Annotated in this window: 18 protein-coding genes and 1 pseudogene; 12 read left to right on the top strand and 7 right to left on the bottom strand. The window is 40.8% G+C overall.

The features are described 5' to 3' along the window. The first annotated feature begins 10 nt into the window (after positions 1–10). The 6 genes from DWW23_RS15305 to DWW23_RS15280 all read left to right on the top strand — a co-directional run bounded on the left by DWW23_RS15305 (position 11) and on the right by DWW23_RS15280 (position 7,711). The gene (locus DWW23_RS15305; protein ID WP_122354142.1) at positions 11–1,330 is read left to right on the top strand and encodes a fimbrillin family protein; all 1,320 of its coding nucleotides are present in this window, start codon (positions 11–13) and stop codon (positions 1,328–1,330) included. Between the two features lie 25 nt (positions 1,331–1,355). Beyond that, the gene (locus DWW23_RS15300; RefSeq protein ID WP_122354141.1) at positions 1,356–2,471 is read left to right on the top strand and encodes a fimbrillin family protein; all 1,116 of its coding nucleotides are present in this window, start codon (positions 1,356–1,358) and stop codon (positions 2,469–2,471) included. A 25-nt stretch (positions 2,472–2,496) separates the two neighbouring features. Beyond that, positions 2,497–3,660: a fimbrillin family protein gene (locus DWW23_RS15295; protein WP_122354140.1), complete on the top strand. Its 1,164-nt coding sequence runs from the start codon at positions 2,497–2,499 to the stop codon at positions 3,658–3,660. An 18-nt stretch (positions 3,661–3,678) separates the two neighbouring features. Continuing rightward, positions 3,679–6,756: a BACON domain-containing protein gene (locus tag DWW23_RS15290; protein WP_122354139.1), complete on the top strand. Its 3,078-nt coding sequence runs from the start codon at positions 3,679–3,681 to the stop codon at positions 6,754–6,756. Between the two features lie 69 nt (positions 6,757–6,825). Beyond that, positions 6,826–7,101, top strand: coding sequence for an HU family DNA-binding protein (locus tag DWW23_RS15285; protein ID WP_122354138.1), 276 nt, complete (start codon positions 6,826–6,828; stop codon positions 7,099–7,101). A 115-nt stretch (positions 7,102–7,216) separates the two neighbouring features. After that, positions 7,217–7,711 carry a hypothetical protein gene (locus DWW23_RS15280; protein WP_122354137.1) on the top strand — a complete coding sequence of 165 codons (495 nt, stop codon included), beginning with the start codon at positions 7,217–7,219 and terminating at the stop codon, positions 7,709–7,711. 911 nt (positions 7,712–8,622) lie between these two features. On the opposite strand, the gene DWW23_RS15275 is transcribed toward DWW23_RS15280, so the two are convergent. From DWW23_RS15275 to DWW23_RS15260, 4 genes are all read right to left on the bottom strand, one after another. Continuing rightward, the gene (locus tag DWW23_RS15275) at positions 8,623–10,059 is read right to left on the bottom strand and encodes a hypothetical protein (protein WP_122354136.1); all 1,437 of its coding nucleotides are present in this window, start codon (positions 10,057–10,059) and stop codon (positions 8,623–8,625) included. 4 nt (positions 10,060–10,063) lie between these two features. Beyond that, positions 10,064–11,674 (bottom strand): DUF262 domain-containing protein, encoded by a 1,611-nt coding sequence (locus DWW23_RS15270; RefSeq protein WP_122354135.1) that lies wholly within the window; start codon positions 11,672–11,674, stop codon positions 10,064–10,066. Positions 11,675–11,797: 123 nt separating this feature from the next. Further along, positions 11,798–13,498: a reverse transcriptase domain-containing protein gene (locus DWW23_RS15265; protein WP_158583195.1), complete on the bottom strand. Its 1,701-nt coding sequence runs from the start codon at positions 13,496–13,498 to the stop codon at positions 11,798–11,800. 197 nt (positions 13,499–13,695) lie between these two features. Further along, positions 13,696–14,706, bottom strand: a complete 1,011-nt coding sequence (locus DWW23_RS15260) for a BT4734/BF3469 family protein (RefSeq protein WP_233564349.1) — start codon at positions 14,704–14,706, stop codon at positions 13,696–13,698. Between the two features lie 425 nt (positions 14,707–15,131). On the opposite strand from DWW23_RS15260, the gene DWW23_RS26945 reads away from it, so the two are divergent. The 4 genes and pseudogenes from DWW23_RS26945 to DWW23_RS15245 all read left to right on the top strand — a co-directional run bounded on the left by DWW23_RS26945 (position 15,132) and on the right by DWW23_RS15245 (position 17,657). Further along, complete coding sequence (locus DWW23_RS26945) at positions 15,132–15,257, top strand: hypothetical protein (protein ID WP_255419611.1); 126 nt, start codon at positions 15,132–15,134, stop codon at positions 15,255–15,257. 62 nt (positions 15,258–15,319) lie between these two features. Then, entirely contained in the window at positions 15,320–16,444 is a 1,125-nt protein-coding gene (locus DWW23_RS15255) for a hypothetical protein (RefSeq protein WP_122354133.1), read from the top strand. A 3-nt stretch (positions 16,445–16,447) separates the two neighbouring features. Next, positions 16,448–17,354 (top strand): annotated as a pseudogene (locus tag DWW23_RS15250) (hypothetical protein). A gap of 90 nt (positions 17,355–17,444) precedes the next feature. After that, positions 17,445–17,657 (top strand): hypothetical protein, encoded by a 213-nt coding sequence (locus tag DWW23_RS15245; protein WP_122354132.1) that lies wholly within the window; start codon positions 17,445–17,447, stop codon positions 17,655–17,657. A gap of 19 nt (positions 17,658–17,676) precedes the next feature. Here the strand turns inward: DWW23_RS15245 and catA are convergent, their stop codons facing one another. Next, entirely contained in the window at positions 17,677–18,330 is a 654-nt protein-coding gene (gene catA, locus DWW23_RS15240; protein WP_122354162.1) for a type A chloramphenicol O-acetyltransferase, read from the bottom strand. A gap of 240 nt (positions 18,331–18,570) precedes the next feature. Beyond that, positions 18,571–19,821: a DUF418 domain-containing protein gene (locus DWW23_RS15235; protein WP_122354131.1), complete on the bottom strand. Its 1,251-nt coding sequence runs from the start codon at positions 19,819–19,821 to the stop codon at positions 18,571–18,573. Positions 19,822–20,072: 251 nt separating this feature from the next. Here DWW23_RS15235 and DWW23_RS15230 point away from each other — a divergent pair, with 251 nt between their 5' ends. Beyond that, positions 20,073–20,927 carry a virulence RhuM family protein gene (locus DWW23_RS15230; RefSeq protein WP_122354130.1) on the top strand — a complete coding sequence of 285 codons (855 nt, stop codon included), beginning with the start codon at positions 20,073–20,075 and terminating at the stop codon, positions 20,925–20,927. Positions 20,928–20,930: 3 nt separating this feature from the next. On the opposite strand, the gene DWW23_RS15225 is transcribed toward DWW23_RS15230, so the two are convergent. After that, a complete protein-coding gene (locus DWW23_RS15225; RefSeq protein ID WP_122354129.1) occupies positions 20,931–21,479 on the bottom strand; it encodes a DNA-3-methyladenine glycosylase I in 549 nt (182 codons plus the stop codon). A gap of 81 nt (positions 21,480–21,560) precedes the next feature. Between DWW23_RS15225 and DWW23_RS15220 the strand changes: the two genes are divergently transcribed. Further along, positions 21,561–24,500, top strand: coding sequence for a DEAD/DEAH box helicase (locus tag DWW23_RS15220; protein ID WP_122354128.1), 2,940 nt, complete (start codon positions 21,561–21,563; stop codon positions 24,498–24,500). Positions 24,501–24,562: the final 62 nt, after the last annotated feature.

Raw genomic sequence — 24,562 nt, 5'->3', positions numbered from 1 at the left:
ACAAACGAAAATGAAAACAACTAAGACAATGTGGGTTATGTTGATAGCCCTCGCGGCAGCGACTAGCTGTTCAGAAACAGAAACAGAAATCGACCCTGAATCCGGTAATGACGGTCAGGTACCTTTGGGTATCACTCCCAACCTGAAAGTGGATGCGGGAACCAAGGCGGCAACGAAATCGGTGGTAAGCGGTGAAGCGATCACCTATCCTGTAGCCCAATACGCCAATGCCGATTATGTGCCCGGATTGGGTGTGTTGGTAACTAACAGCAGTGTAACCGGTTGGTATACGCCTGACGGGACAGAATATACCGGTCATCATGTCTGGTATATGGGTGATGAAAAAGGAGCGAACTGGATTTCGATTAAGGAAAAGAATGATACCTATAAATCAACGAAAGAAGCTCCTTATTATCTGACCAAAACGGTCGGAAAGGTGTATGCCTATTATCCTTATGATGCAAACCTGACTAAAACTCTTACTGCCGTCACTAGTGAATCCGACCTTAAAATTCCTGTAACGGTCCTGGCCGACGGTGAGATAAATGCCACAGCAAACAATGCAAAAAGACATTGGGAGGGAGATAAGTGGTCACAGGTAAATAATAAAACACCGGAAAACTTGTCGTTGTCGACCGAGAAAGATTACCTGTATTTTTCCGCAACAGCAGGCCGTTATGTCAACAATGGACGTGCGGACGGACAAACTCCTGTTATTCCGGATGCTGATCCGGATAATAATAATACGGATAACCCCGGTTATAAGATCAACCTGGATATGTATCATGGCATGGCGATGATCTCTTTCCGCGTGTACGATGGTGGGCACCTAAGCGATAATGATGTGAGCTTTACAAAGTTTGAGGTAAAGAACCATACCGGCGGTACGGACCTGTTTAAAGTAGGGAACGGAAAGATGGCACTGACAGACGGAACGATCACGGAAACATCCACCACTACCGGCATGGCACGCACGATAACTAATTATGTATTGATGAGACAGATAGAAGAAGGAGGGACTGAAGGAGAACATGCATTCATTGCTGCCGGAAGCGGTTCGTCTACTGTAAAAGGTGTATTGGTCTCCAAAGCTGTCAGCGCGATTATTTATCCGGTTGCCAGTTTTGGAGACAACGAAATCGATGTGGAGATCACGTTAAAGGAAGGGTCGAAAACGGCAGTCGTTTATCCGATCACCTTGCCCGGAAACAATTGGGACGCCGGAAGCAATTACATCTATACGTTTTCAGCCGGACGTAACAAGCTGACGATAATGGATGTAACGGTAGAAGCCTGGGCTGATAGTGAACAGGAAGAAATACCGTTGTAACTAACTTATATAAAAGACAAAGCCCATGAAACAGAGCTTATACATATTACCGGCTATACTCTTGTTGCTGTGTATCGGTTGTACCAAGGCGGATATTGTTTCGCCCGACCCCGGTGGCGGTGATACGGAGGAGGGCGTACCTCTAGGTATCAGGGACCTGGGCTTGTCATTGGAAGTGGAATCGCGAAGTACCGTTACGGGCGGTCCGGGAGAGGAAGACAAGAATCCGAACCCGCTCACCTCTGTCGGTGTATGCGCCACCAAACAAAACAGCAGCGGTACGGTCAGTTTCTACGAAAGCAGTGTCCGGGGGCAGTTATTTACATATAACATTGTGGCTGCACCGCCTGCCTGGGAGTTGGCGGAAGGAGAAGAGCTGCTTTACCTGTATACGGAAAAAGGGAGTGTTTACGCTTATGCCCCGTCGGAGAAAAGCGTGTCGCTTTCGGGAACTCCGAAAGTGCCGTTGATGAGCGGTGTCAAGGTACTGGACAAGCAGAAGTTTTACTTCTATGACGGCGGTCAGCCTGTGGATGCCACAACCGATGTGCAATGGGAAACCGACCAGGAGGATTACCTCTACTGCATGGCGGCAGAGCAGGTAGACCGCTGGCATCCGGAGGTTTCGCTTCTTCTGCAGCATGCGCTGTCGAAAGTGAGCTTCCGGGTCTCGGAAGAAGGTTCGGCTTTTGCCGGTTGCCTGATAGAGAAGGTGGTATTGAAAAGTAGCGTAGGCTTTAAAAAGTCAACCTCCGCGAAACTGAACCTTTCGACGGGTGGCTTGGAAGGTACGCTGACGGCAGTCGATCAACTGGTGTTTATGGCAGGTGGCGATATGCGTGGTATCGGGAGTGTGGCAGGAACGGAAGAGACCCGTAAAACGCCTGTCCAGGCATTCGGGTTGGTTATTCCTGTGACGGGTGCGGGTGTCACATTGGAACTGACGCTGGATGACGGTCGTGTATTTACGATGAAACCGTCCGAAAGTAGCGGAACTACTCCCGGCACGTTTACGGCCAAATGGGAAAAGGGATATAATTATATCTACAATATCCGTATGCAGGCACAGGGTATCGAACTGACAGATATACAGGTGGCAGGCTGGAATGATGGCGGTGAATATGATATACCGGTAGAATAATGGAACATACATAAAACATTATAACATGAAACGATATTTGATCTATCTGATAGGGTTACTGTTTTGTGGATTACTGATCGGTTGCACAGCCGGTCCGGTGGAGGAACTGCCGGAAACGGCGCAGTTGGTGGCGATCCGTTTCGGGAAGCCCGACCTGGGTATCCCGGTTGTCCTGACGCGTGCAGGTGAAACGGTGACACCGCCCCCGGAGCCTGCCTTGTTACCCGCAGGAGCGACCGTGCGTATCTGCGGCTATCTGAGGGGAGAGGTGGGTGAACCGACTGTACCGGTTCCTTTCGCGACGGCTACCCCTTCGTTTGAAGTGACCTATGTGGTGAAAGCGGACGGTTCTTTATCTCCCTGTGTGGTGGATGATAGCGGAACGGAACTTCCTGAAAATGCCGGAGAACTGGTAGTAAGGGGAGGTGTCTATGACTTTTATGCCGTTTCTCCTGCCCGAAAGCCGGTGACGGATGCCGATAATCGCTATATGATAGCCGTCCTTCCCCATAAGGAAGACATCATGACCTCTTTTGTCCGCGAGGTCACGATCTCCCGTACTTCGCGCGTAGTGAAACTGGAAACCTTCCGTAGGCAATGTGCACTTCTGGTGTTCAATGTTGCCCCTTCACCGGACAATGCGCTTCCGTTTGATGAACTCTTTGGAACAAAGTTAGTATTGACCCATATATCTTCTTCCGGTGCGAACCTGATCGTCGGTGCCGATACGGGAATCTCTCCGACCGGCGGTGAAAGTGGTGTGGAGACGGAAGTGACATTCGGTAGCGACGAATTTGTCCCGGTGGAAGAAGGTTCCGATCCGGACGATATGGGTTTGAATAAGATAAAGGGTGTTATCCTTCCCAAAAACAATCTGCCTTTCGAGGTGGAGATCGGTGTACAAAAGAATAACGAGACAGCCACCCTGAAAGCAACTATCGATAAACGGATCACTTTCGATGCAGGCAAACGGTATGTATTCACCCTGGAAGTGAAAAATAACGAAAGCCGTTTGAATCTGAGAGTATTGGCATGGAATGCCGTCCCTTTTTCCGATGGAAATGTAGGAGGTCCCGACGAACCCTATCCCGATCCTGATATCCATCAGGGGATTGGTATCGTGATGACTGTGGCAAGTTGGAAGGATATCGTCTGGAGCGGAAACGGGGAAGTCGGGGGAGGAGAATAATATAAGAAAAATACGACAATGAAACAGATAAGTGAAATAAGGAACGGACTTGGGTTTTGCCTGTTTCTCTGGACGGTCTTCCATCTTTTGCCGGGTTGCACGCAGACGGAAGTGGTGGACGAACCGCAGTTGCCTCAAGGAGGCAAAGAAGTTCAGGCGACATTTCATCTGAATGTGCTGGCGAACCGGGATTCACAGACGCGCAGTATTGCGTTTACAGCCGACGGTACGATCGAAACGGACTCTATTCCGACAAATCCGAAAGACACGGTTAGGACCAAGGCAGCCGACCAGTTGCCCGAAGGGGAGGAAAGCCGGATCGCTCAACTGTGGATCGGGCAGTATGATGCGGATGGCAATTGGATCTTCAACCAGTATTTTCCCACGATAATCGGTGGTAAGGTCGATGTCCGTCTGAAGGACAGCGGCGGAAAGAAGCACCATGTCTGGTTTGTGGTGAATGGCGGTGACCTGAAAAAGATCGATACCGAGGCGGCTTTGAAGAAACATGTACTGACGTATTCTTCCAGTGATGTAGGTTTGCCGTCAAACCAATTGTGCGGAATGACGGGGATATGGGACGGTGTTATTAGTGAAGGGGGAGTGGAGAGTATCAATGTCGATTTGACGCGGTTAGTAGCGAAGATCTCGTTTGCCTATCTGATCGGGGGAACGGACTTTTCGTTTACTCCGACGTCGGTGACCTTGAACTCCGTACCGGACAGATATCGGATTGAAGTCCCGACCGGTCAGTTGACAACAGATGTGACTTATAAAACCTATAGCGGTACCGCCAGTAGGGACGGTGCAACGATGTATTGGTACCTGCCTGAGAATATGGCAGGTACGGTAAACGGTGAGAATGCCGTGGAATCGGAGAAGAAGAAAACGGGTCAGGGAGTGACGGATGTCACCTATATAGAACTGAAAGGCGGGGCGGTACAGTCCGGAGTGACTTATGAGAATGTCAGTATCCGTTTTTATCCGGGCAGCGGTATGAATAATTACGATATCGAACGTAACTCCCATTATACGATGAATGTCACACTGGCCGGTATAGATATTACCGACGAACGTATCACGGTGGGTACGATTCCTCCGGTGGAGGTCGATCCGGGCAATATGCCTGCGGGGATAGGTGGTGAAAAAGAGTTGCAGATCACAGCCCGTCCGGGGCAGGGATGGGTAATACGTTTGCCGGGTTGGCTGTCGGCCTTGATAAACGGTAAAGACCAGGCAATCCCGGAGAGTAGCATAAGCTACCAGGGTCCTGCCCAACTACTGTTCAAGGCGGAAACAGCCAATCCCAAAGCAGAAACCCGGTCTTTTTCTTTTCCGCTTACAATAACGGGTGAAGAACAAACGATAGAGATCGTGCAGGATGGCTCCACTTTGAAGGCAGGTAGTACAATTTCTCTTGGTGCGGCTTCCGGTTCGGAGGGCAGTTCTACTTTTACGGCAACGAAAGGTTTGCCGTGGCGTGCTGTCCTGTCGGATGGTAGTTGGTTGGGTTGGGCGGAGACTAATCCGGCAACCAGCGGTAATGCAGCCACCGGTGAAAAACAGAATCTGATAGTGAGAGCTATGGCCAGTAACCCGTATGCAAAGGAACGTCCCGTAACTATAACGGTGGAAGGAGGGGAATCGGTCGGAAATTTGAGCTATACCGGTTTAACCAATGTAATCGCTGTTTCGCAGGCAGCATCTAAAGTGACTTGTCCATCCGTTGCGGTCACGGTGACAGCCGAAGAAGCAAGTAACATTACCTCATCGTTTAGTGCTACGGCAGGTTTATCGTGGCAAGTGGCAGTGTCGGAAGAAAATAAGTGGATAGGTTTGACCGGTCAAACGACAGGTACGACAACGGGTGAATCCCAAAATGTAACGTTTAATGTTCCTGTAAATCCGAACTCCAGTGTGCGCAGTGGAACAGTAGCTGTACGGGTAGGAGACGAAAGCGAGGGGCCGACAGGAACGATAGCTGTGCAGCAGGGGGCTTCGTCGCTAACAGTAGAAGATAACTCGACTCCATTGGAACCGACGGTCGGTACTACAACCACATTAGGATTTACAGGAACCAAAGGTTTGAGTTATAATATCGTTTGTCCCGATTGGCTCGAATTTACCAATGGTACTACGGGAACAACAACAGGAAGTCGGCAGGCTATTGAATATAAAACAAATAGCGTAAACAAGAATAAGGAAGTGCGTAAAGGAGATATTTTGGTAAAAGCAGGAAATATTGAAAAAGAAACTGCGGTTACTCAGAAAGCTTCGGTATTCAATGTGGAACCGCGAACGATAGAATTACCGAATACGATATCTTCTGCCGAAGCGACAATAACGGGTACTCCTGGATTATCCTGGGAATTAATAAAATCGGAAGACGGGGACGCTGCAATAACAGCAGAATCAACTAGTGGTGATGTGTCAAACGCTTCTCAATCTATAAAATTCAATGCACTGGCAAATGAAGGAGGAGCACGTTCGGCTGATTTTATCATAACGGTAACAGATGGTAATCATTCAGATACAGTTACGGTAAAACAAACCAGTGGGTTGAATACGATAACTATTGATCAGGTTCTTGCCGATGCTTATAAAAACTATAAGGAAACAAATTATTCTAAAGTACGAGCTTTCCCGTTTAATTATGATAGTGGAAATTGTGAAGATAAAGGTCCATATGGTGGGGATTACAAAGGAAATTCAGAGAAATATACAGTAGATTCTCCTTATACTATTGAGGTTGAGGCAAAGCAAAGCTCGATTATCAAACAATACATTACCGGTATTCCAATACAAATTTGTAAAGATAAAGGAGAGGGTTGGCGTGTGCCGACAATAATTGAGCTATACGCTATATGGGATAAATGTAGAGGAAATAATTTAGATGCAACAGACAATGATCCGGCAACATATACATTTGGCGATGGTTTTAATGCAGATGTTCCATATTGGAGTAGTTCGGTTGGACTTCCCTATTATTCAGTACGAACTGTAGTTTATTTTACAAATGGTGTATTAAATACAAGTGGGACTAGTTCTAACCCAGGAGCAAATGAATATCCAGTACGTTGTGTCCGAGAAAAATAGAAGATAAAAAGATGGATTGACATCGAGGATTTATATTGTTAAAAGTTAAATTATAATAGATTGATAATTATGAATAAAGCAAATTTGGTAAGTAAATTGGCTGCAAAAATGCATATTACGCAATGCCAGTCACGAGAATTTTTGAATTCCTTTCAGGATGTATTGACAGAAGCAATGAAACAGGATAGTCCTGTTATGCTTCAAGGTTTCGGGACTTTTGCCCCTTGGGTACAGAAAGAGCGTTCCGGTCGTAATCCTCGTACAGGGATTTCTTGTGCAATACCAGCACGTACGAGTGTCAAGTTCAAGCCCGGAAAGTTTTTACTTAAAGAGTTAAACACTTGAAAAGGCAGTATGTAGAGGTGCAGAGTTTTTAATCAGCAGGATTTTAAGTCTGTACCTCTAAATTGCTATTTTGATTTTCTCTCAATTAATTATTCAACGCCTATCAGATATACCCATGAAGAAGCAAAACAAATTAGAAGCATTATTCCCCAATGGGAAAGTGCCGGACGCAAGAGTCTTTAACCGGAGCCTTGACAAAATGTCGAAAGAAGGCCGTAGCCATTTCCATGAAAAGATCTACAAAATAGCCTTCACCGTTTGGTGCACCTTACCCAAGAAGCACCAGAAATTCATCAAAGAAGTAATCATCCACGACCGCCAGTCATACATCGATTTCATGCAACAAAGAACTGTCATATCCTGTCTTCGCTGTCCCCTCCGTTTCCCCGTCTTATTTATCCGAATGCTCCACCTGACCGAAGTCGTTGAATGTACAGCCCAAACCTCTATAAACCACATCGCAATGTCCGTCCTGATCTGTTTCCAAATTTGTGGCAAGGTCGGCACGCTTGCCGGACATCTCGGCAAAGATGAGATTGCCTATGAAGAGGCGTTAGTGTTAGTGGGGAAGATGACGATTGTGGAGTTTTGCGGGGTGATGAGGTATTAATACGTAAAGGTAAATAACACGATTATGGATTGTTTAGAATAAAAGTCTGATAAAAAAGCAAGTAAGAGCCAGATGAGGACAACCGATTGATAATGTGTTGTTAAGTCCTTTGTTTGGCTTTTCTTTTGTGACGGCAAAAGCCATCAATAGACAAAGGTAGGACAATGTTCAATTACCAAGTCATTACCTGTCATGAAAATGCGACAAGACTATAAGTCTTTATTTGTCTACCATTTGCGTTATTGTATATAACCTCTTATAGCTCAAAGTAAACTAATTTTGTAACGTAAACTTTGAGACAATGAGAAGTACCTTCAAGGTATTGTTCTTAATAAGTAGTTTTCTGAATATCAGCTAATTAAATAGCTTCAAAATCAGAATAGGTAATGGTTTAGAAACCACCCAACTTCACCGTTTCGCTCCAGATTTCATATTTAAAATCCTTATGATGCAAAGATGCATGATAAACTGGAATTAAAAAGTGGTTGCACGATTTTTTTTAATGGTCGCAAAGTAGGTCGCACATTTACACCTAAATTTAAGAAGTGAACAATAACTGCAATAAATAAAAAGCACTAATTCATTAAGAATCAGTGCTTTTTTTACAAACTAATAAAAGTTTAAATTTACCTTGTACACCCTGAGGGTGTCGAACTATGCTTTTAGTTTCTTGAATTTCAGGGTTTTGCGAATTCCTTTTTTCAAGATCCCACATAAAGGTCGTTTTCTATTTCATAGTTTTGCAATTATGTAGTATCGAAGCTTTTCCAATATGAACTTACCTTGTTCAAATGAAGTAAAGATAGCAGTTTCAAATTGAGTTATTAAACAATGTGTGTTTTAATGAAAATTAAAGGCAGTGTAAATTTTTTGTTAACTATCTCATATTTAGCAATTCAATGTACAAATAGTTAAATTACATACACATTACCTCCACCATTCATTTCTCTGCCTTTTGCAACAAAATCTTCCATTTTCTTCAGTAAGTACAAAGCAGTATCAATTTCTGCTGATTGAAAGTGAGGATGACCTTGTTGTGTGTGAGACAATTGATGGAGTACTACTTTTTGAAGCATTTTCATATCCGTCACAGTCTCTTTCAACCAATTTAAATTGTTACTCTGATCATATTCATTGAATTTATTTAGTAATCGTTCTTCTAAGCGATAATTAATTCCTGAATTAAGAGCATTACGTATTTCATTAAGCAATGTATAGGTATTATTTAATTTCCCATTTTTAAAGCATACATAAAATTCTTGGGGTTTTAGTTTAAATAGACTATCAAGAATTTGTGAAGTTTCATAAAAATTTCCGAATTGAGCCAAACGAGCAATTTCATAAAGTAAAGATTCAAACCGTTGACGAATCTTATTACCGAGATCATTTAAATTAGTATTTCCATTATCGCGTTCTTTTGTCAAATCTTCGGCGGTTTGTTCATGCTTGTATTTAGATAACATAGAAGTTTCTTTCTGAATATATAAAGTCTCTTCTATCCATTCTTGACCATTACCATCAGAAGAAACATACGTATTCTTCATGTAAATAAACAAATTGAAGAAACTGATGTTATGCGTCAATACAATTTTTTGAAAGCCATCAAAGTGTTTGATTATATATTTAATTATCAATCCTCTATTGCTTGCGTCAAGACTTGTAATAATATCATCTAGCACCAAGAGGTTGATTTTACCACTCTCTTTATTTAGCTCGACTATTCTTAAAAGTATAATCAACACAATCAGATGAACAGCTGCTTCATTGAAGTTATCATAAACTTTTTCTGAAGTTTCCAGTCCTCGTTTGGTTGCTTTCAATTTGAATTTATGTCCATTACCTTGTTCTATTTCTATTTCAATATCATCATAAAATTCTTCTTTCAAGATCCTATTAATATCATCAGTAAAAGTTGAATCCCAATACAAACTTAAATAGTCGATTGCTATTTGCGGAAATCGAATCGTCGATAATATTCTATCTAATGATAAATCTTGATTCTGCCGCAATTCCTTTGCTCCTATAAAGAAAGCATTGACAGATGGTCGATAATCATCTGCAACATGTAAATTGTAGCCATCTACTTCTATCTCAATCGGAATACTCAATTCCTTTGCATTACGATATTTATTGAGTTTAGTACGAATTTCAGCATTGCGTGCTTCTCCGATCAAGTGTGTTGGAATATCAAGTATCTTATCGTAGTAAAAGAAAAGTTCCAAAGCTTCACAGATTGATGTCTTCCCAGAACCATTTTCACCCAACAGCAAAAGGTGCTTGCTGTCAAGTGTTAAATCAATCCCAGCATTCCTAAATGGCTTAAAATGATTTATTTTAAAATGATTCATTAGTTTATTGTTTATTATTGAAGAACGATTGTAATAAAGTCTTAATATAATTCTCTCGTTCAGAAATTTCTTTTGCAATTACTATTTCATCCATAATCGGTTGTCTCTTATTTGAATGATATAGATTAAAATAAGAATTACTTTGTATGGCACCCGCCTTAGGCAATACCACGTAGTTGCCTAAAGAAGCCAATGTTTCTTCTGTAATCAAATGGGCTGATTTCACCTGAGCAAGTTTTACTATGGTTTCAAATTTATATCCATTTGCACACACTTCTTGGTTACTCAAATAATAGGATAAAAGTGCATATCCTTTTTTTAGCCTACCTAAAGATGACAAATCTGTATTCTCAACTGTTTGAACATATTTATTTTTCCAGTTTCCGCCATTTACAACATCGTTGATTATATCATAAATCGCAAATCTGATGGAACGTGATGAACCGTAAGAGTAACAGAAGCGAACCATATCTTTCATAAATGGCACTAGATCATCCAATTCATCAGTAACATACATTTTTGTTACGATGGCATACCAAGGATTGATATTCGTATAGGCACTCATAATGTTTAGCCAAAACGAAATCTCGCGGGTATCTTGTTTCAAGACATTGATATTCGTGAGTATGTTGATAATATGATTTAGGTCACTAACAACACTTTCGAAATCATTGTGTTTCAAAGGGGAAATTTCTTCACTCACAAAAAACTCTCTCAGATTCTTTTCTGTGGAAATAATTCCATTCTTACCTCTGATTATATGAGAATAATATCTGAATAAATCATCAATAGATATGTTGAGCCTATTGCAATCGGAGCGAATATTAATCCACATTTCGATGAATTCTTTTCCTCTATTCACACTTTTAGCTTTTGCATATAAAGTGGATTTGAAGATATCGGCATTTTCCAAATTTTGCCCTCTATTATTGATTGTTTCAAATATTTTCAAAGCTTTATCTATGGCTTCCGACATACCTTGAGCTTTCAGTTCAATAGGTAACAGATAAACTTGATTAATAAAATAATTCACAAATTTATTTTTTTCATCTGATGTAAGACGAGAATAGAACTCTTTTAGCCAACTATAAATATTCAAGAAACTATAGGACAGATTGTTCTGGCATTTCTTTAAATCTACTTCTCCTTTTTTGTTTACACGGGCTATTAAGTACTTCTCAATGCCACTATCATTTAGACGCCATATTTCTTGAATGTAAGTTTCGTCATCTGTTTCAAACACTTTGGATTTGACTTTGGGGACAATCTCATTGGCATCATTCCAAAGCTCAATTTCAGTTGCAGTTTTTAATTTATTAAATGATGGCATCAAAAGAGACATGGCCTTCAGCCAAAGCCAAATTGTAAGCAAACGCTGTTGTCCATCTACTACTTCAGGTTTACTTTCATCATCCTCTTTACTACGTGCAAGTATAATATTTCCCATAAAATAATCCGCATTTTCCACATATGCTGAAGTGATATCAGAATACATTTGGAAACAAGTATCATAGTCCCATGAATAAGGACGTTGATATTCTGGGATAATATACCTGTCTTCATTGAAGAAGAGGTTTTTCAAGTTTTTTTGTTCAGCAGAAAGTGATAATGCCATAATCGATTAAATAATTAAATCCTTGTATCAAGGAGTTATAGATAAGATTTAATACTTGCAAAGTTAAGTAATCTTTTAAATTATTTCATAATGTACCTTGCGATTTATTGTAGAATTCTTTATTCATCCATCTTTATACACAAAGCATTGACCGTAATAGCTGAAAGGGCTTCCTTTAAAGGTGAAGACATCTCTATGGTTCTCATATAAATTATCTTTTTTCTTTTTATTTGTACATTCAATGCTTTGAAGTTTATTCTTAGCTCTTGCTAAAACAACCTGCCTATGTCTGTCAAGACTCTTAATTTGATTTTCAGACCATGGGTTTTTGTCAAGAATAGAAAATGCACTCATCCAACTGTGAACATTCGTATTGTTGTGATAGTTCCAAAAATTTACTCTGCCAACACTCGTGGATATCAGACGACCTTTTAGACTTTCATATATTGTCCCTTTGGAATACCTTGGTAATTTACCATGCTTATATGGCAATGTAAGCTCATTGGCAATACGAATTTGTTTTTCCATCTGCTTTTTCAGAGATGACTGGCGGATTCTTAGATTGCCCTTCCAATTAACATCAAACCCCACAAATGTAATCCAAGGATAAACGTCCTTGCCTGTTTCATTCCATTCATAAGGTCCTTTTGTCTTGCCTTTCCAGAAATCTTTCAAACATTTCTTTTCCATAGGTTTGTTGGGGTGAGCAATAAGTTTAGCCTTCTTGATAGCTTTACTATACTGTTGAAAGCAGTGAGTTACCTCCTCTTTATCCATGCCTACCAGAATCATGTCATCACAAAACCTGCAATAAAGGATGTCTTTTCCATTGATTTCATTCAACATCTCCATATCTATATAGTGCATCACAATGTTTGCTATTAACCCCGATAAAGAGCCACCTTGGGGTACGCCAACCCTTCCCTTCTTCTTTTTAGCCAACCGCCTGTCCAACAAATTCTTTTCTACCCATTGAATCTCTAAATTGTACCCTTTGCTATTCTTGACATTTTTCCAAACGGGATGTGATATCGGTTTTTTGTTAAGTATCCAGACATTTTGTAGGAAGTCGAAGCAATCTACATAGGCAAAAAACCATCTTTTCACGAACTTTACATCTGGATTACCTATTTTCCCATCTTTTTTAGCCTGTTGCAGCAAACGGATGAAACATTTCTTGATCACCTTGTGAGAAATTGTATCATAAAACTTTTGCATATCACATTCCGCCACGAACAATGACTGTCCCAAATGACTCTTACGATAGTCTTGTACATTCAATACTGCATCTAAATGTTGAAGTTTATTTCTTTCTTTACCAGGCTTTCTAAATGCATACGAACACTCCACGAAATAATCGTCAAATAGCGAAGTCAGATAACTATTTAACAAGGAAAGTACGATTTTATCATACATCGGAAAAGAACAGATGGGGCGGCAGATAATTTTCCGATCCTTGTCAACAGACTTCTTTTCTATGGCTGTTACATAAGGAGGTTCAATACCTATATTACGCACAATGGCATATTTCACTATCTCATCAGCCTTTTGACATAAATTGATATACCATTCCTCATCACATCCTTTTTTCTTAGCCCACTGGTAAGTTCGTTTTAATCGTAATTCGTTTCTTGCCACACTATCCAGATTGTAGCGTTCTTCAGACCCTATTTGATGCCATTTTTTCCGCGGTGGAAAAAGATTATAGATTTCATTTCTGACATTTTTTTTAGGTGGTAAACTTGCTTTATTGATAAACTCCCTTTTATGGTCTAAACTAGACTGCTGATCAGCTAATTTACAACGCAGCTTGATGAGTTTCATCACCACCTTATCGCGATTTATAAATGACAAATGACTTAGCATAGGCAAAAAGTATTGTTGAGACAAGCATTAATCGGAGTCATTGACCCCTTTCGTAATTGATACAGAGATAAGTGTCACTAAATAACTGTATGATAGGATAGCACCTTCTATTCATTCTTTCATACAAAAATATGCCGTAGAAAAATACCACGACCTTACTTATCCAACACGATTCCTTTCTGCCCAGCTAAGTATTTGATGGTATTGATGCTACATTTACCCTTATTGTGTATGTATGCATCCCATATTAGTTGTTCACTTTTTGTTTCATCATGTTTGTCTCCATCTAAACGACAAAGTTCGAGAAACAGTTTTTTTCCCATTTCTGGATGTACACTTGATGCTATTGCAAAGGCTACTTTGATCCAATTTTCCCAAGTGTCAGTGATAGAGAGTCCTTTTTTTTTAAGTTTCTTCAACAAAAAAATAATCAAACTGCGGTTATATATATTGTCCTTGTATCCAGTCGCTTTTCCACATACCTCATTCCAGTTCTTGAGGGGCACAACTAAATTAGTTGTTGTGGTGATTTTCTTATTTTTTGTAGGTACCACATCATTTTCTGCCTGAACATCAAAAACCTTTGCTTCTTCTTTGATGCAAATTGAACTATCCGAAGACATAAAGCACAATCGGGATATGTCCTTTCCGCTTCCATCCAATTCAATATTGTATTCGGCAAACAGGTACTTGAATAGCTGCCGAAAGGCCAAATAATGCTTTTCCTTCTGTGGAAGTTCCTGTTTGATTTCATCATAATTCAAATGTACCAACCCCTTGTATCCTCTGCCTGAAGGAGATAGCCAAAAAACCGCTATACAAGGTTCATATTTGAGTATCTCGACTACAGTTATCATTTCCAGCTCATTCAATTTGTCTATATCTATAACCATCAAAGAGTTATAGTGAGTACATTCTTCTGCTTTATGTCCATTTTTGAATGTCCCACAAAATGCAACAGCAGGTAAGCTAAGTTTAATTCGATTATACTTTTCTATATCTTCTTCAAAAAGATATTCTCTTGCTTCTGACACTTCTTTACTATATGCTCCGTTAGCTATACCACGTAATACTCGCCCTATGGACATATCACAATGTTTTGAAGCCTCCTTTTTTAAAAAAAAGGAAACCTGCATCTCCTCTATATCTTCTCTTGTACGGTTCATAATTTTCTGGGTAAGTATTCAGATTTAAGTAATTAAATGCTAGTTGACTACGAAATACTGTATTTTTTCTAGCATTTGATTTCAAAGATAAATATTTTTAGCATATCTTCCAATAAAAAACCTCATAAAACAACATCTGTGATACCTCTTTATTAAATTTTTCATATTGGGAAACCTCAGGATTATAGTTCCTAGAAACTTTTAGGTTACTAATAAGTACAATTATACTACATTAAATAAAACAAATCACTCACTCTATTTGACGATATATTGGATAACAACCAGTAACCTATCGATAATTATAATAATTCAATCTCTATACTGGGTACCAATATTTTTTTAACTCATTCATATTTCAACTTCTTCCCCGCAAAGATAGCCTCGTGCCTTACGGATTGAGCAAGGCGGCCCTTCGGGCTGATTGGATGAAAAAAAATCATCCTCGCTACGCTCCGGTATTTTCTTTCACCAAGCCTTGCACAATCCCGGCACGAAGCAGCCAGGCAGGTAAGAAATTAAAATACTGGCCCCACGGAGCCGGTCATGTATAACTTAAAAAGTTGAAAGTGTGACTGAGTTTAAAAAAGAAGTGACGGTTCACAAAGAACAAGTAATGAATCCGGTTGGAAGTGCAGGAAGCCAATCTTCTATTCCACTAACCAAGACAAATGCCTATCGGGTAACATGTATCAAAAGGACAGGGATCAATGAAGAACCTGTCCCTTTTCATTTCAGACAAGTGCGGAAGGGGTTTCATAACTATGCCCATGCGTATGGCAATGAAGGTGAGTTGAAAGAACTATATCCCGGTGATTTCAAGAACTGGGAAGCGGTGGCTTTCAGATATCCGGGACATTTGGAAGAATTAATGGAAAAGGCTGAGAATGCGTATCGTTGGAGTTCTTCCGATCCGGATGTGAGAGGTGAAACGGACATCCTGCAATATGAGAGGATATTACAGGAAGATATGCGACAAATCCCAGAAGAGAAGCATGATGAATACATATCGGCCTACAAACTGAAATTTTCTTCCCTACTGGGTAGCTTGTCCAATTGTGCCAGTACGATGATTACCGGTCCGGCCAAATTCAACCACAAGCGAAATGAAAAGGCTAACATAAGCTATGACAACAGATACAAAGAGTTCCATGAATGGCAGAACAGGTTCATAAATGCCATGCACCGGATGAAAGAAGCAGCCCGACCGGAGGAAGAGAAACAAGACGAAGCCTGGCAAATACTCAAAAAGGATATAGGACGCAGCGCAGATATCATCCACGAGATTGATACTGGTAAGAGTAAAGGCTATAACCGGGCACTGTTCGTAAGCAGCATATTGAATAAAGTAGAAACATTCGCCAATCATGGCAATGTAGATATCGTACAAAAAGCGGTTGACTTTATCAATGAATACAACTCGAAGATAAAGAAGCCGGTCATCACCGTACAAAATAAGTTCTTTAAACTCCCGGAAGTGGCACAGCGAATGAAAGATAAGTTGCAAGCCGTCCGTAAACAGGAGAGCAAGGAAATAGCTTTTGAAGGTGGCACAGTGGTTTATAATTATGAAGCAGACCGACTGCAAATACTTTTCGATGATATTCCGGAGGAAAGCAGGCGTAAGGAACTAAAATCTTCCGGATTTCGATGGTCCCCCACAAATAAGGCATGGCAAGGGCAACTGACAAGCAATGCCGTATATGCCGCGAAAAGAGTTTTAAGCCTCCCAAACATCTAAGCCATGAAGAACGAACAGTTGAAATTTGTCATTGACTCCCGGTTCTTCCGTGGATATAGCCTCACTTCCCTATCCGATGGAATCCATAGCGATTACGGAGGTGAAACTCTGGAAGAGTTGAGAATCCAGGAAAAAATCCTAATCTGGTGCCATAATATCCGATGAGATATACAAACGGAACCGGATTTATGAGCAATCCTTATGTGCCCCTTTCCGCGAAATAACGGAAGAGGGTTATTACGACTATCTGAATGTATTGCCCCCCATTCGCTACACCGAACGTTTCTTTTTCGTCGGTGAACCTTATTCCGGCAGCTTGTATCCGTTCTGCTTTACTCTTGGTGGACGTTATTTCAAAGGACTATATTCTGTAAGAGCACATAAAGATGAACTGGAAAGGATTATTGCCAGACATTATCGCCAGATTACCTTCAAAGGTAAAATAACCAAAGGACTGCCGCAAGCCATCACTGGTAAGAACGGAGAAGGGACTTTCATCACGCCTTACTCTTTCATCAATACGGAAGGCGAAGAGCGTTTCATCTGCAATCTGGTGGTCAAACGGGATGATACCGAATCTGTCCACCAGTCGAGAAAAGAACTCTCGGACATCCTGCTCAGCCTGCGCAAGCACCATTTCTTGTATTTCTCCGGTCATAACAAGCGGGATGACATAGAATCATTTCTGGACGAAGCGGAAAAGAAGGGATATACCTTATTGTCAAACGGCAGGTTCTGCCAATTCCCCATCAACCACGAATCGGTTTCATTTACCGGAAGTATCAAGGAAACTGGAGAAAGATTCTTTTACAGAATTTACGACCGGGAATTGTTCCTGCATCTGATGTATAGGCTAAGGAGTATCAAGAGAGAAACATCAGAAACCGGAAATCCAAACGAAGGGCGATGACGCTCTTGTCTATTCAAGCAGGAATGGCAGTGGCTGGAAACGGTTGCCGCCATTCTTTTTTATTATCATTAAAAACTAAATAAAATATTTATGGACTGGACATTAGAATCAGGTATAATGGGTGGCTGCCACTGCCGGGACTGCGTGTATTGGACCGGATATCGCTTTATCAACCATGAGCTGCAGGTAACGGCAGAAGGTTGCCTAACGGGTATTGGCGAAAAAGATGTGAGAGCAGGGATGCATTGGTGGTTGAGGTGCATTGTTGCGAAAGATTTGAAGATAAGAATAACGAACGTATAAAATATAAAGGATATCTGATTTAAAATAACCACTCCTTATGATTGGACGATAAATCTTGTAATGATTGCACGAATCTCCCAATGTGAAATCCGTCACATACAGCATGATGAACTTGTATCGAAAGCGGCATTAAAACAGAATCTTCTGTTTCAATAAATTTACCTATTGTAAAAATGGGTGGTAAATAACAGCCCTCATTAAATACATTCACATTAAATCCTGTAAAGTTCACCCAAGGTAAACTAGATATCGTAAAAAAATTAGGGGGTTCATTTTGTTTCGGTTTTAAGGATGTTGATTGTGAATAGTTACCCATATCTGCAATACAACTGTCATAAAATCGACTGAAAACGCGATTATAGTTAGTCCATATACTGGAAAATGTTTCATTATCCTTATTAAACACCGTATAACTTGGATTTACCTCATCCCAATAACCTAACTCTCCGTAAGAATTAATATCCATTCGAAATTCCTTATACTGATTTACAATGTTTGCAATCATATATATTTGTACAGGATATATCTTTTTATTCATTTTTCTTACAACTGCTTTTAAATTTGTAATGTCAATATTAACGGTCAAACTATATGTACAGCGTAATTCATTCATGTAGTGAATGTAATATTCCTTACGACTCCATTTTTCGATATCTATCTGATTAAATTTCATGTCTTTCATTTTTAACAAGCAAGCACATTCATCATTTTATAATAAGCTCTGGAGGAATATGGGCATGAAAACTTGTGTCAGGGAGATATTCCCTGACAAGCCCTGGAAGAAGTCACTATATGGTGTCGATTGATGCCATAAATTAGATAATATATTAATTTACAGATACAAAAATATGGAATTTGCAATAGATTTCAAAGAAAATCAAACAAATCTTGTCGTTAGTTTCCATATAAAAAGCTAATCTCTCTTTTTTCTAAATGGTTGTACTTTGAGATAGGTAGCCGAACGCCAAAACCATTCTAAAGGACCATATAGGTAATTGTTCAGCCAATACTTACTGCATATCGCTTGTATAACATATACAATCAAACCTAAGACAAATACTTCAGTAGTTCCCCAACTGCCGAAAATTGCTCCAAAGCCCCACATCGAAAACATGATTCCTCCCACAATACTTTGCGCTACATAGTTAGTTAATCCCATACGTCCGTAAGGAATGATGGCATTCAGATATTTTCCGATAGCCTTTGTCTGGAACAGAATAATGAATCCCATAGCTAAAGCTCCGGAAAACAGTATCGTATGTATGTCTTTGAGTGCCATAGATGCCAGCATTGCCGGAGTTAATTCAATACCGGACATGAGCATTCTGAAAGTAACTTCTTGTAACGGGATCAGACTGATAAGAAAGCAGGCGAGAGTAAATCCCACAAAAAGCAGTATGTTCCTTTTTTTATATGTCTCTACTCCTTCGAAGAAACGCAAACGTCCTACGACCAAGCCTAAAATAAAGAGAGCCATCGTAATATATCCACGCCCGTTCAATCCAAATTGATAATTCAGTTTTCCTACAAATCCGGTGGTCAGGTTTCTTTTTGCCGACTTAAAGAACGAAGGTTTTTCCATTGCTTCTCCCGCAGAAATCGATCTGTTTCTGACAGGCTCGTTAGAGGCTGATCTTTGCTGTGTATTTTCCACTTGCTCTGTTTTTACTAAACGATCATAACTGGTTGAAATAATACGGGGGGTACCAACTAACAGAAGCAGGGCAATCACAATCAATATCCAGTTTTTTAGAGGAAACAGCAGAACCATGATTACTCCGAAAGCTGCATATATAGATAAAATGTCGGCAGTGAAAAAACTATTACCAACGATACCTATTGCAAAAAGAATAACCATACGCCAGATAAAGCGTTTCCGAAAATCAATTCCTTTTTTTGCTCCACGATCCATTTGTATAAAGAAGCTTAATCCGAAAAGGAATGCAAAGATATTAATAAACTTGCCCATGATTACATGTTCAGAAAGCCATTGAATAGCTGTATCCAACCGGGGAAACTGTGGGTTTGATGCTGGTATACCTGAAAAAACACCAAAATGTTGTAACATGTGCATCAGTATGACACCGAGTAGTGCAAATCCTCTTAATGCATCCAAGACGTGAATCCGACTTTGGGGGGATGAAATAGTTTTGTTCTGTTCCATTTTCTATTTATTATTGATTATTCTTTGTAATTGTTCTGCTCTTTATTTGTTACTATATTTCTTTTATTCGCTCTATTGTTTTAACGATTCACCTGTAAATCGTTTCTGCAAAGGTAGGGGGTGCCGGGATACCCGTCCATATATGAATTACGGTTTTATACACCATTATTACTGATTTTGGAAATATCGGAATAAAACATAAATATATTCGGAAATAGTTCTAACTTTGTAACCAACAAAAACGATAAGCTATGAAAAATAAAGGAGAAATCATTCTTTACCATCCCGAAAATACTCTCGAAATAGAAGTTCGTTTAGAAGACGAGACTGTTTGGCTGACTCAGGCGCAAATGGTGGAATTGTTCCAGTCTACAAAACAGAATATCAGTTTACATATCAATAATGTATATAAAGAAAATGAGTTAGAAAGAAGCTCAACTGTCAAGTATTCCTTGACAGTTCAAAAAGAAGGAGATCGCTCCGTTAAGCGAAAGATAGAATATTATAATTTAGATGTGATAATATCTGTTGGTTATCGTGTTAAGTCTAAACGAGGTACTCAATTTCGTCAGTGGGCCATGAAAATAATAAGAGATTATTTGTTGAAAGGGAGTTCTTTTAATAAGCGGATAGAGCATATTGAAGAACGCATGGATACTAAATTTTCTGAATATGATCAGAAGTTTGACTTTTTTATTCGTACTTCTCTTCCTCCTGTCGAAGGCATCTTCTTTGATGGTCAGTTGTTCGATGCTTATAAATTTGCGGCAGATTTGATAAAGTCTGCTCGCAAATCAATTATCCTCATTGATAATTACGTGGATGAAAGTGTATTGATGTTGCTAACCAAACGAGATGTAAATGTTGCAGCAACAATTTATACAGCACAAATATCAAAACAACTGACCATGGATTTACAACGGCACAATGCTCAATATGAACCAATCATAATCAAACAATTCAAACAATCGCACGATCGTTCTCTGTTGATCGATGAAAAGGATATTTACCATATCGGTGCTTCCTTGAAAGACTTGGGAAAGAAATGGTTCGCCTTTTCAAAACTCAATCTTAACATTAATGATATAATGGGAAAGATCGTTTGATTTTTACCGTTTGTTCCATGCCGGATTCTTTTCCAGAATCTTTTGATATATGGGACAATCGGGGGTATGGGCCCCTTCAAGATAGCCGGTACTTAGCAGAAATTCGTTGACGATCTCACCTCCGGTGAATTTGAATGTCTTTTTGAATAATTTGGTCCATTTATCTTTGGTTTTAGGGTGATGATGGTCCAGCCAGTTTTTGAATGAGCCGTATTCGTTTTGCAGTTGTACAATGACCTGGGCATTGTGGATGGCTGCTTTTATTTTTAATTTATTCCGGATGATGCCGGAATCGGATAAAAGTCTGGCTTCGTCTGTTTCCGTGTAGTTTGCAACCTTTTCAATATGGAAATTATCGTAAGCAGAACGGAAGCTCGGTTCTTTCTTTAATATCGTCGACCAACTTAGGCCCGCCTGATTGATCTCCAGGAGAAGTCTGCCGAATAACTCGTTATCGTCTTCGATAGGGAAGCCGTAACCTGTATCATGATAGGCTTTATTAAGCTCGACGGCTGAATCCTTAGATGTTTTTACATATTCGCAATAGGACATAAATTCTGTTTTGTTTGTTATGGGAGATAAAGATAATTGTTTTTCTTGTAACTTTGTAATTTTAATAAAAATGAACCGTTGATGCCCGAAAATCAGATATTGATCATTGCGTTAAGTAACCATCCTGTTTTGGGACCTTTGCTTATTCCTTATTTTGCCAGAACTGTATCGCCGGAAGTGATCAGCGTGGAAGAGCAAGCCACGCACGCCGGAAATGAAGCGGGGTTGTCTGATATGGAGAAACGGGCAATCGCGATCGCACAGAGTTACTCGGAAAAGAAACTGATGCAGGTGTATTCCCGGCAACAGACAGTTACCGGCTTTCTGAATTCGGTGACGCCGGAGATGCTGAAGAAACAACTCCGACCGTTCATCGATAAGAAGATAAGGGAGATGGTCCGGTTGATACAGGCAAACCATTTGTCTGTATATATAAAGGAAGCAGGAAGTAAGTTGCTTTATGAACATGACCGGGTGCGCTTTTCCGGGGAGGAGGCTGAGATTTCTTTTCGTTTCGAGATAACAGACCATTCTTTTCGGTACACAGCCTTATGTCACATGAATGGAGTGGAAGTGTCTTTATTGAAAAAGAGGCGGTTTCTGTTGTTGTCATCAAAGCCTGCTATATTCCTGCTGGATGACCAGTTGTTAGCATTCAAACGTATAGAAGCGGCGAAAGTTACACCTTTCCTTTCACGGAAATACGTGGAAGTTTCGTTGGCTGAGACTGAAAAATATCTGGAACTGGTGGCACTTCCTTTGATCAGCGATTATCCGGCCAGTTCTTCCGGGTTTGATATGATCCATGAGCCCCGCACTTGTGTCCCGGAATTGTCTGTGGAGCGTTCTATCAATGATGAACCGGCACTTCAACTGCGTTTCAGGTATGGAGAACGTTCTTTTTCGCCGGGAAAAAGAAACCAGTTCGCTTATCCCCGGTTGGAACATGTTGAAGGGAAACCGGTCATTTATTATTTTACGCGTGATTTGCAATTGGAACAAACGTACATCAGCTTACTTGAACAATGGCATTTCAAGCAGATAACCGATGTACAGTTCGTTCGGACCACAGAAGCGGGTGGTTATATATTTATCGATTGGCTGCAACAACATAAAAGCGAGTTGGAAGCCTGTTTCTCTTTTGTGCAGACCGATACCTCTCTGCGGTTCTATCTGGGAGATATTTCGCTGACACAGGAAATTTCCCCTTCTCCCGATTGGTTCGATATTCGTATCACAGTTCGCATGGGTGATTTTCAATTCCCTTTTATCCGCTTCAGAAAACATATTCTGGAGGGAAAGCGTGAGTTTGTTTTACCGGACGGGCAAGTCGCCTTATTGCCAGAAGATTGGTTTGAGAAATATAGCGATCTGTTTGCTTTCGGCGATGACCGGCCCGGGGAGATTAGAGTCCGTAAGATGCATTTGGGAATTGTCTCTGCTTTGGAGCAGGATGAATCCGTATCGAAGGAATATGTGCAGAAAGAATCGGTTGCTATTCCACCAAAGATAAAGACGACGTTACGTCCGTATCAGCAGGAAGGTTTTTCCTGGTTGGTCCATTTGGCGGCGAATGGTTTCGGTGGTTGCCTGGCGGATGATATGGGATTGGGGAAGACATTGCAGGCTATTACCTTGCTGCAACATATATATGATCCGGAGGAACCTAAAGAGGTTACGATTTCTCCATCCGCTCCAGAGAATGTTACAGTCGATCAAAGCGGGCAACTTTCCTTTTTCGGAACAGATTCGCCGGATGACAAACCCTATGAGGAAGTGAAGGACAGACAGGAAGAATCAGCGGCTATTCCCGCTTCTCTGATTGTTGTGCCTACTTCTTTATTGCCTAACTGGAAACGGGAAATCCGCAAGTTCAGTACGTTGAGTGTCTATACTTATACCGGAGATCAGAAAAGGAAAGATCCCTGTAAAAACTTCAACCGGTATAATATCGTGCTGGTCACTTATGGACTGTTGCGGCGTGATATCGAGCTGCTGGAGAAGTATCGTTATACTTATGTGATACTGGATGAAAGCCAGAACATAAAGAATCCGGCTTCCATGACTTATCATTCGGTGGTCCGTCTGCAATGTGAACACCGGTTGGTACTGACCGGAACACCTATCGAAAACTCACTGAAAGATCTATGGGCACAATTCAATTTTATCAATCCCGGTTTATTGGGATCGGCAGATGGTTTCCGGAAACATTTCATCCATCCGATTACCAGGGAGGGGAATGAGAATGCCCGTAAACGTTTACAACAAATTATCCGTCCTTTCTTTTTGCGACGGACCAAACAACAGGTGGCACCGGAACTTCCGCCATTGATGGAAGAGGTCGTGTATTGCGAAATGACACCGGAACAACGCGAAGTGTATCAGAAAGAAAAGAATGCGTTGCGGAACACGATCTTGCAGGAACGTTACAAAAATTCTTTTGTCGCCTTGAATGGTATCACCCGTTTACGTCAGCTGGCTAATCATCCGCAAATGGTTTTACCGGAATATACGGGTGGTTCGGGAAAGATGGAACAGGTGCTGGATGCTTTTGAAACACTGGTGAGCGAAGGGCATAAAGTATTGATCTTTTCTTCTTTTGTCACACACCTGAAATTGTTGGCGGATGCTTTTACGCAACATGGATGGCAGTATGCGATGCTGACCGGCAGTACATTGGACCGGGAGGGCGAAATAGCCCGTTTCTCAACCCGCCAGGATGTGTCCGCTTTTTTCATCTCGCTGAAAGCGGGTGGGGTAGGACTGAACCTGACGGATGCCGATTATGTATTTATTATCGATCCTTGGTGGAATCCGGCAGCTGAGATGCAGGCGGAAAGCCGTGCCCATCGCATCGGGCAGGATAAACAGGTCTTTGCCTACCGCTTCATCACTGCCGATACGATCGAGGAAAAGATCCGCAACCTCCAGGAATCCAAGAGCGAGTTGGCTGAAACATTTATTACGGAAAACGACCCGTTCAAGTCGCTGACAGATAAGGATTGGGAAGAGCTATTATAAATAAGTGTTATTAATTATATCGTATATCTCCGTTCTCCTTACAAATTTTATGTCGGGAGTGG

Source organism: Parabacteroides sp. AF14-59, from assembly GCF_003479515.1.
Classification (GTDB): domain Bacteria; phylum Bacteroidota; class Bacteroidia; order Bacteroidales; family Tannerellaceae; genus Parabacteroides; species Parabacteroides faecis.
This window is presented reverse-complemented; position numbering and strand designations above follow the sequence as displayed.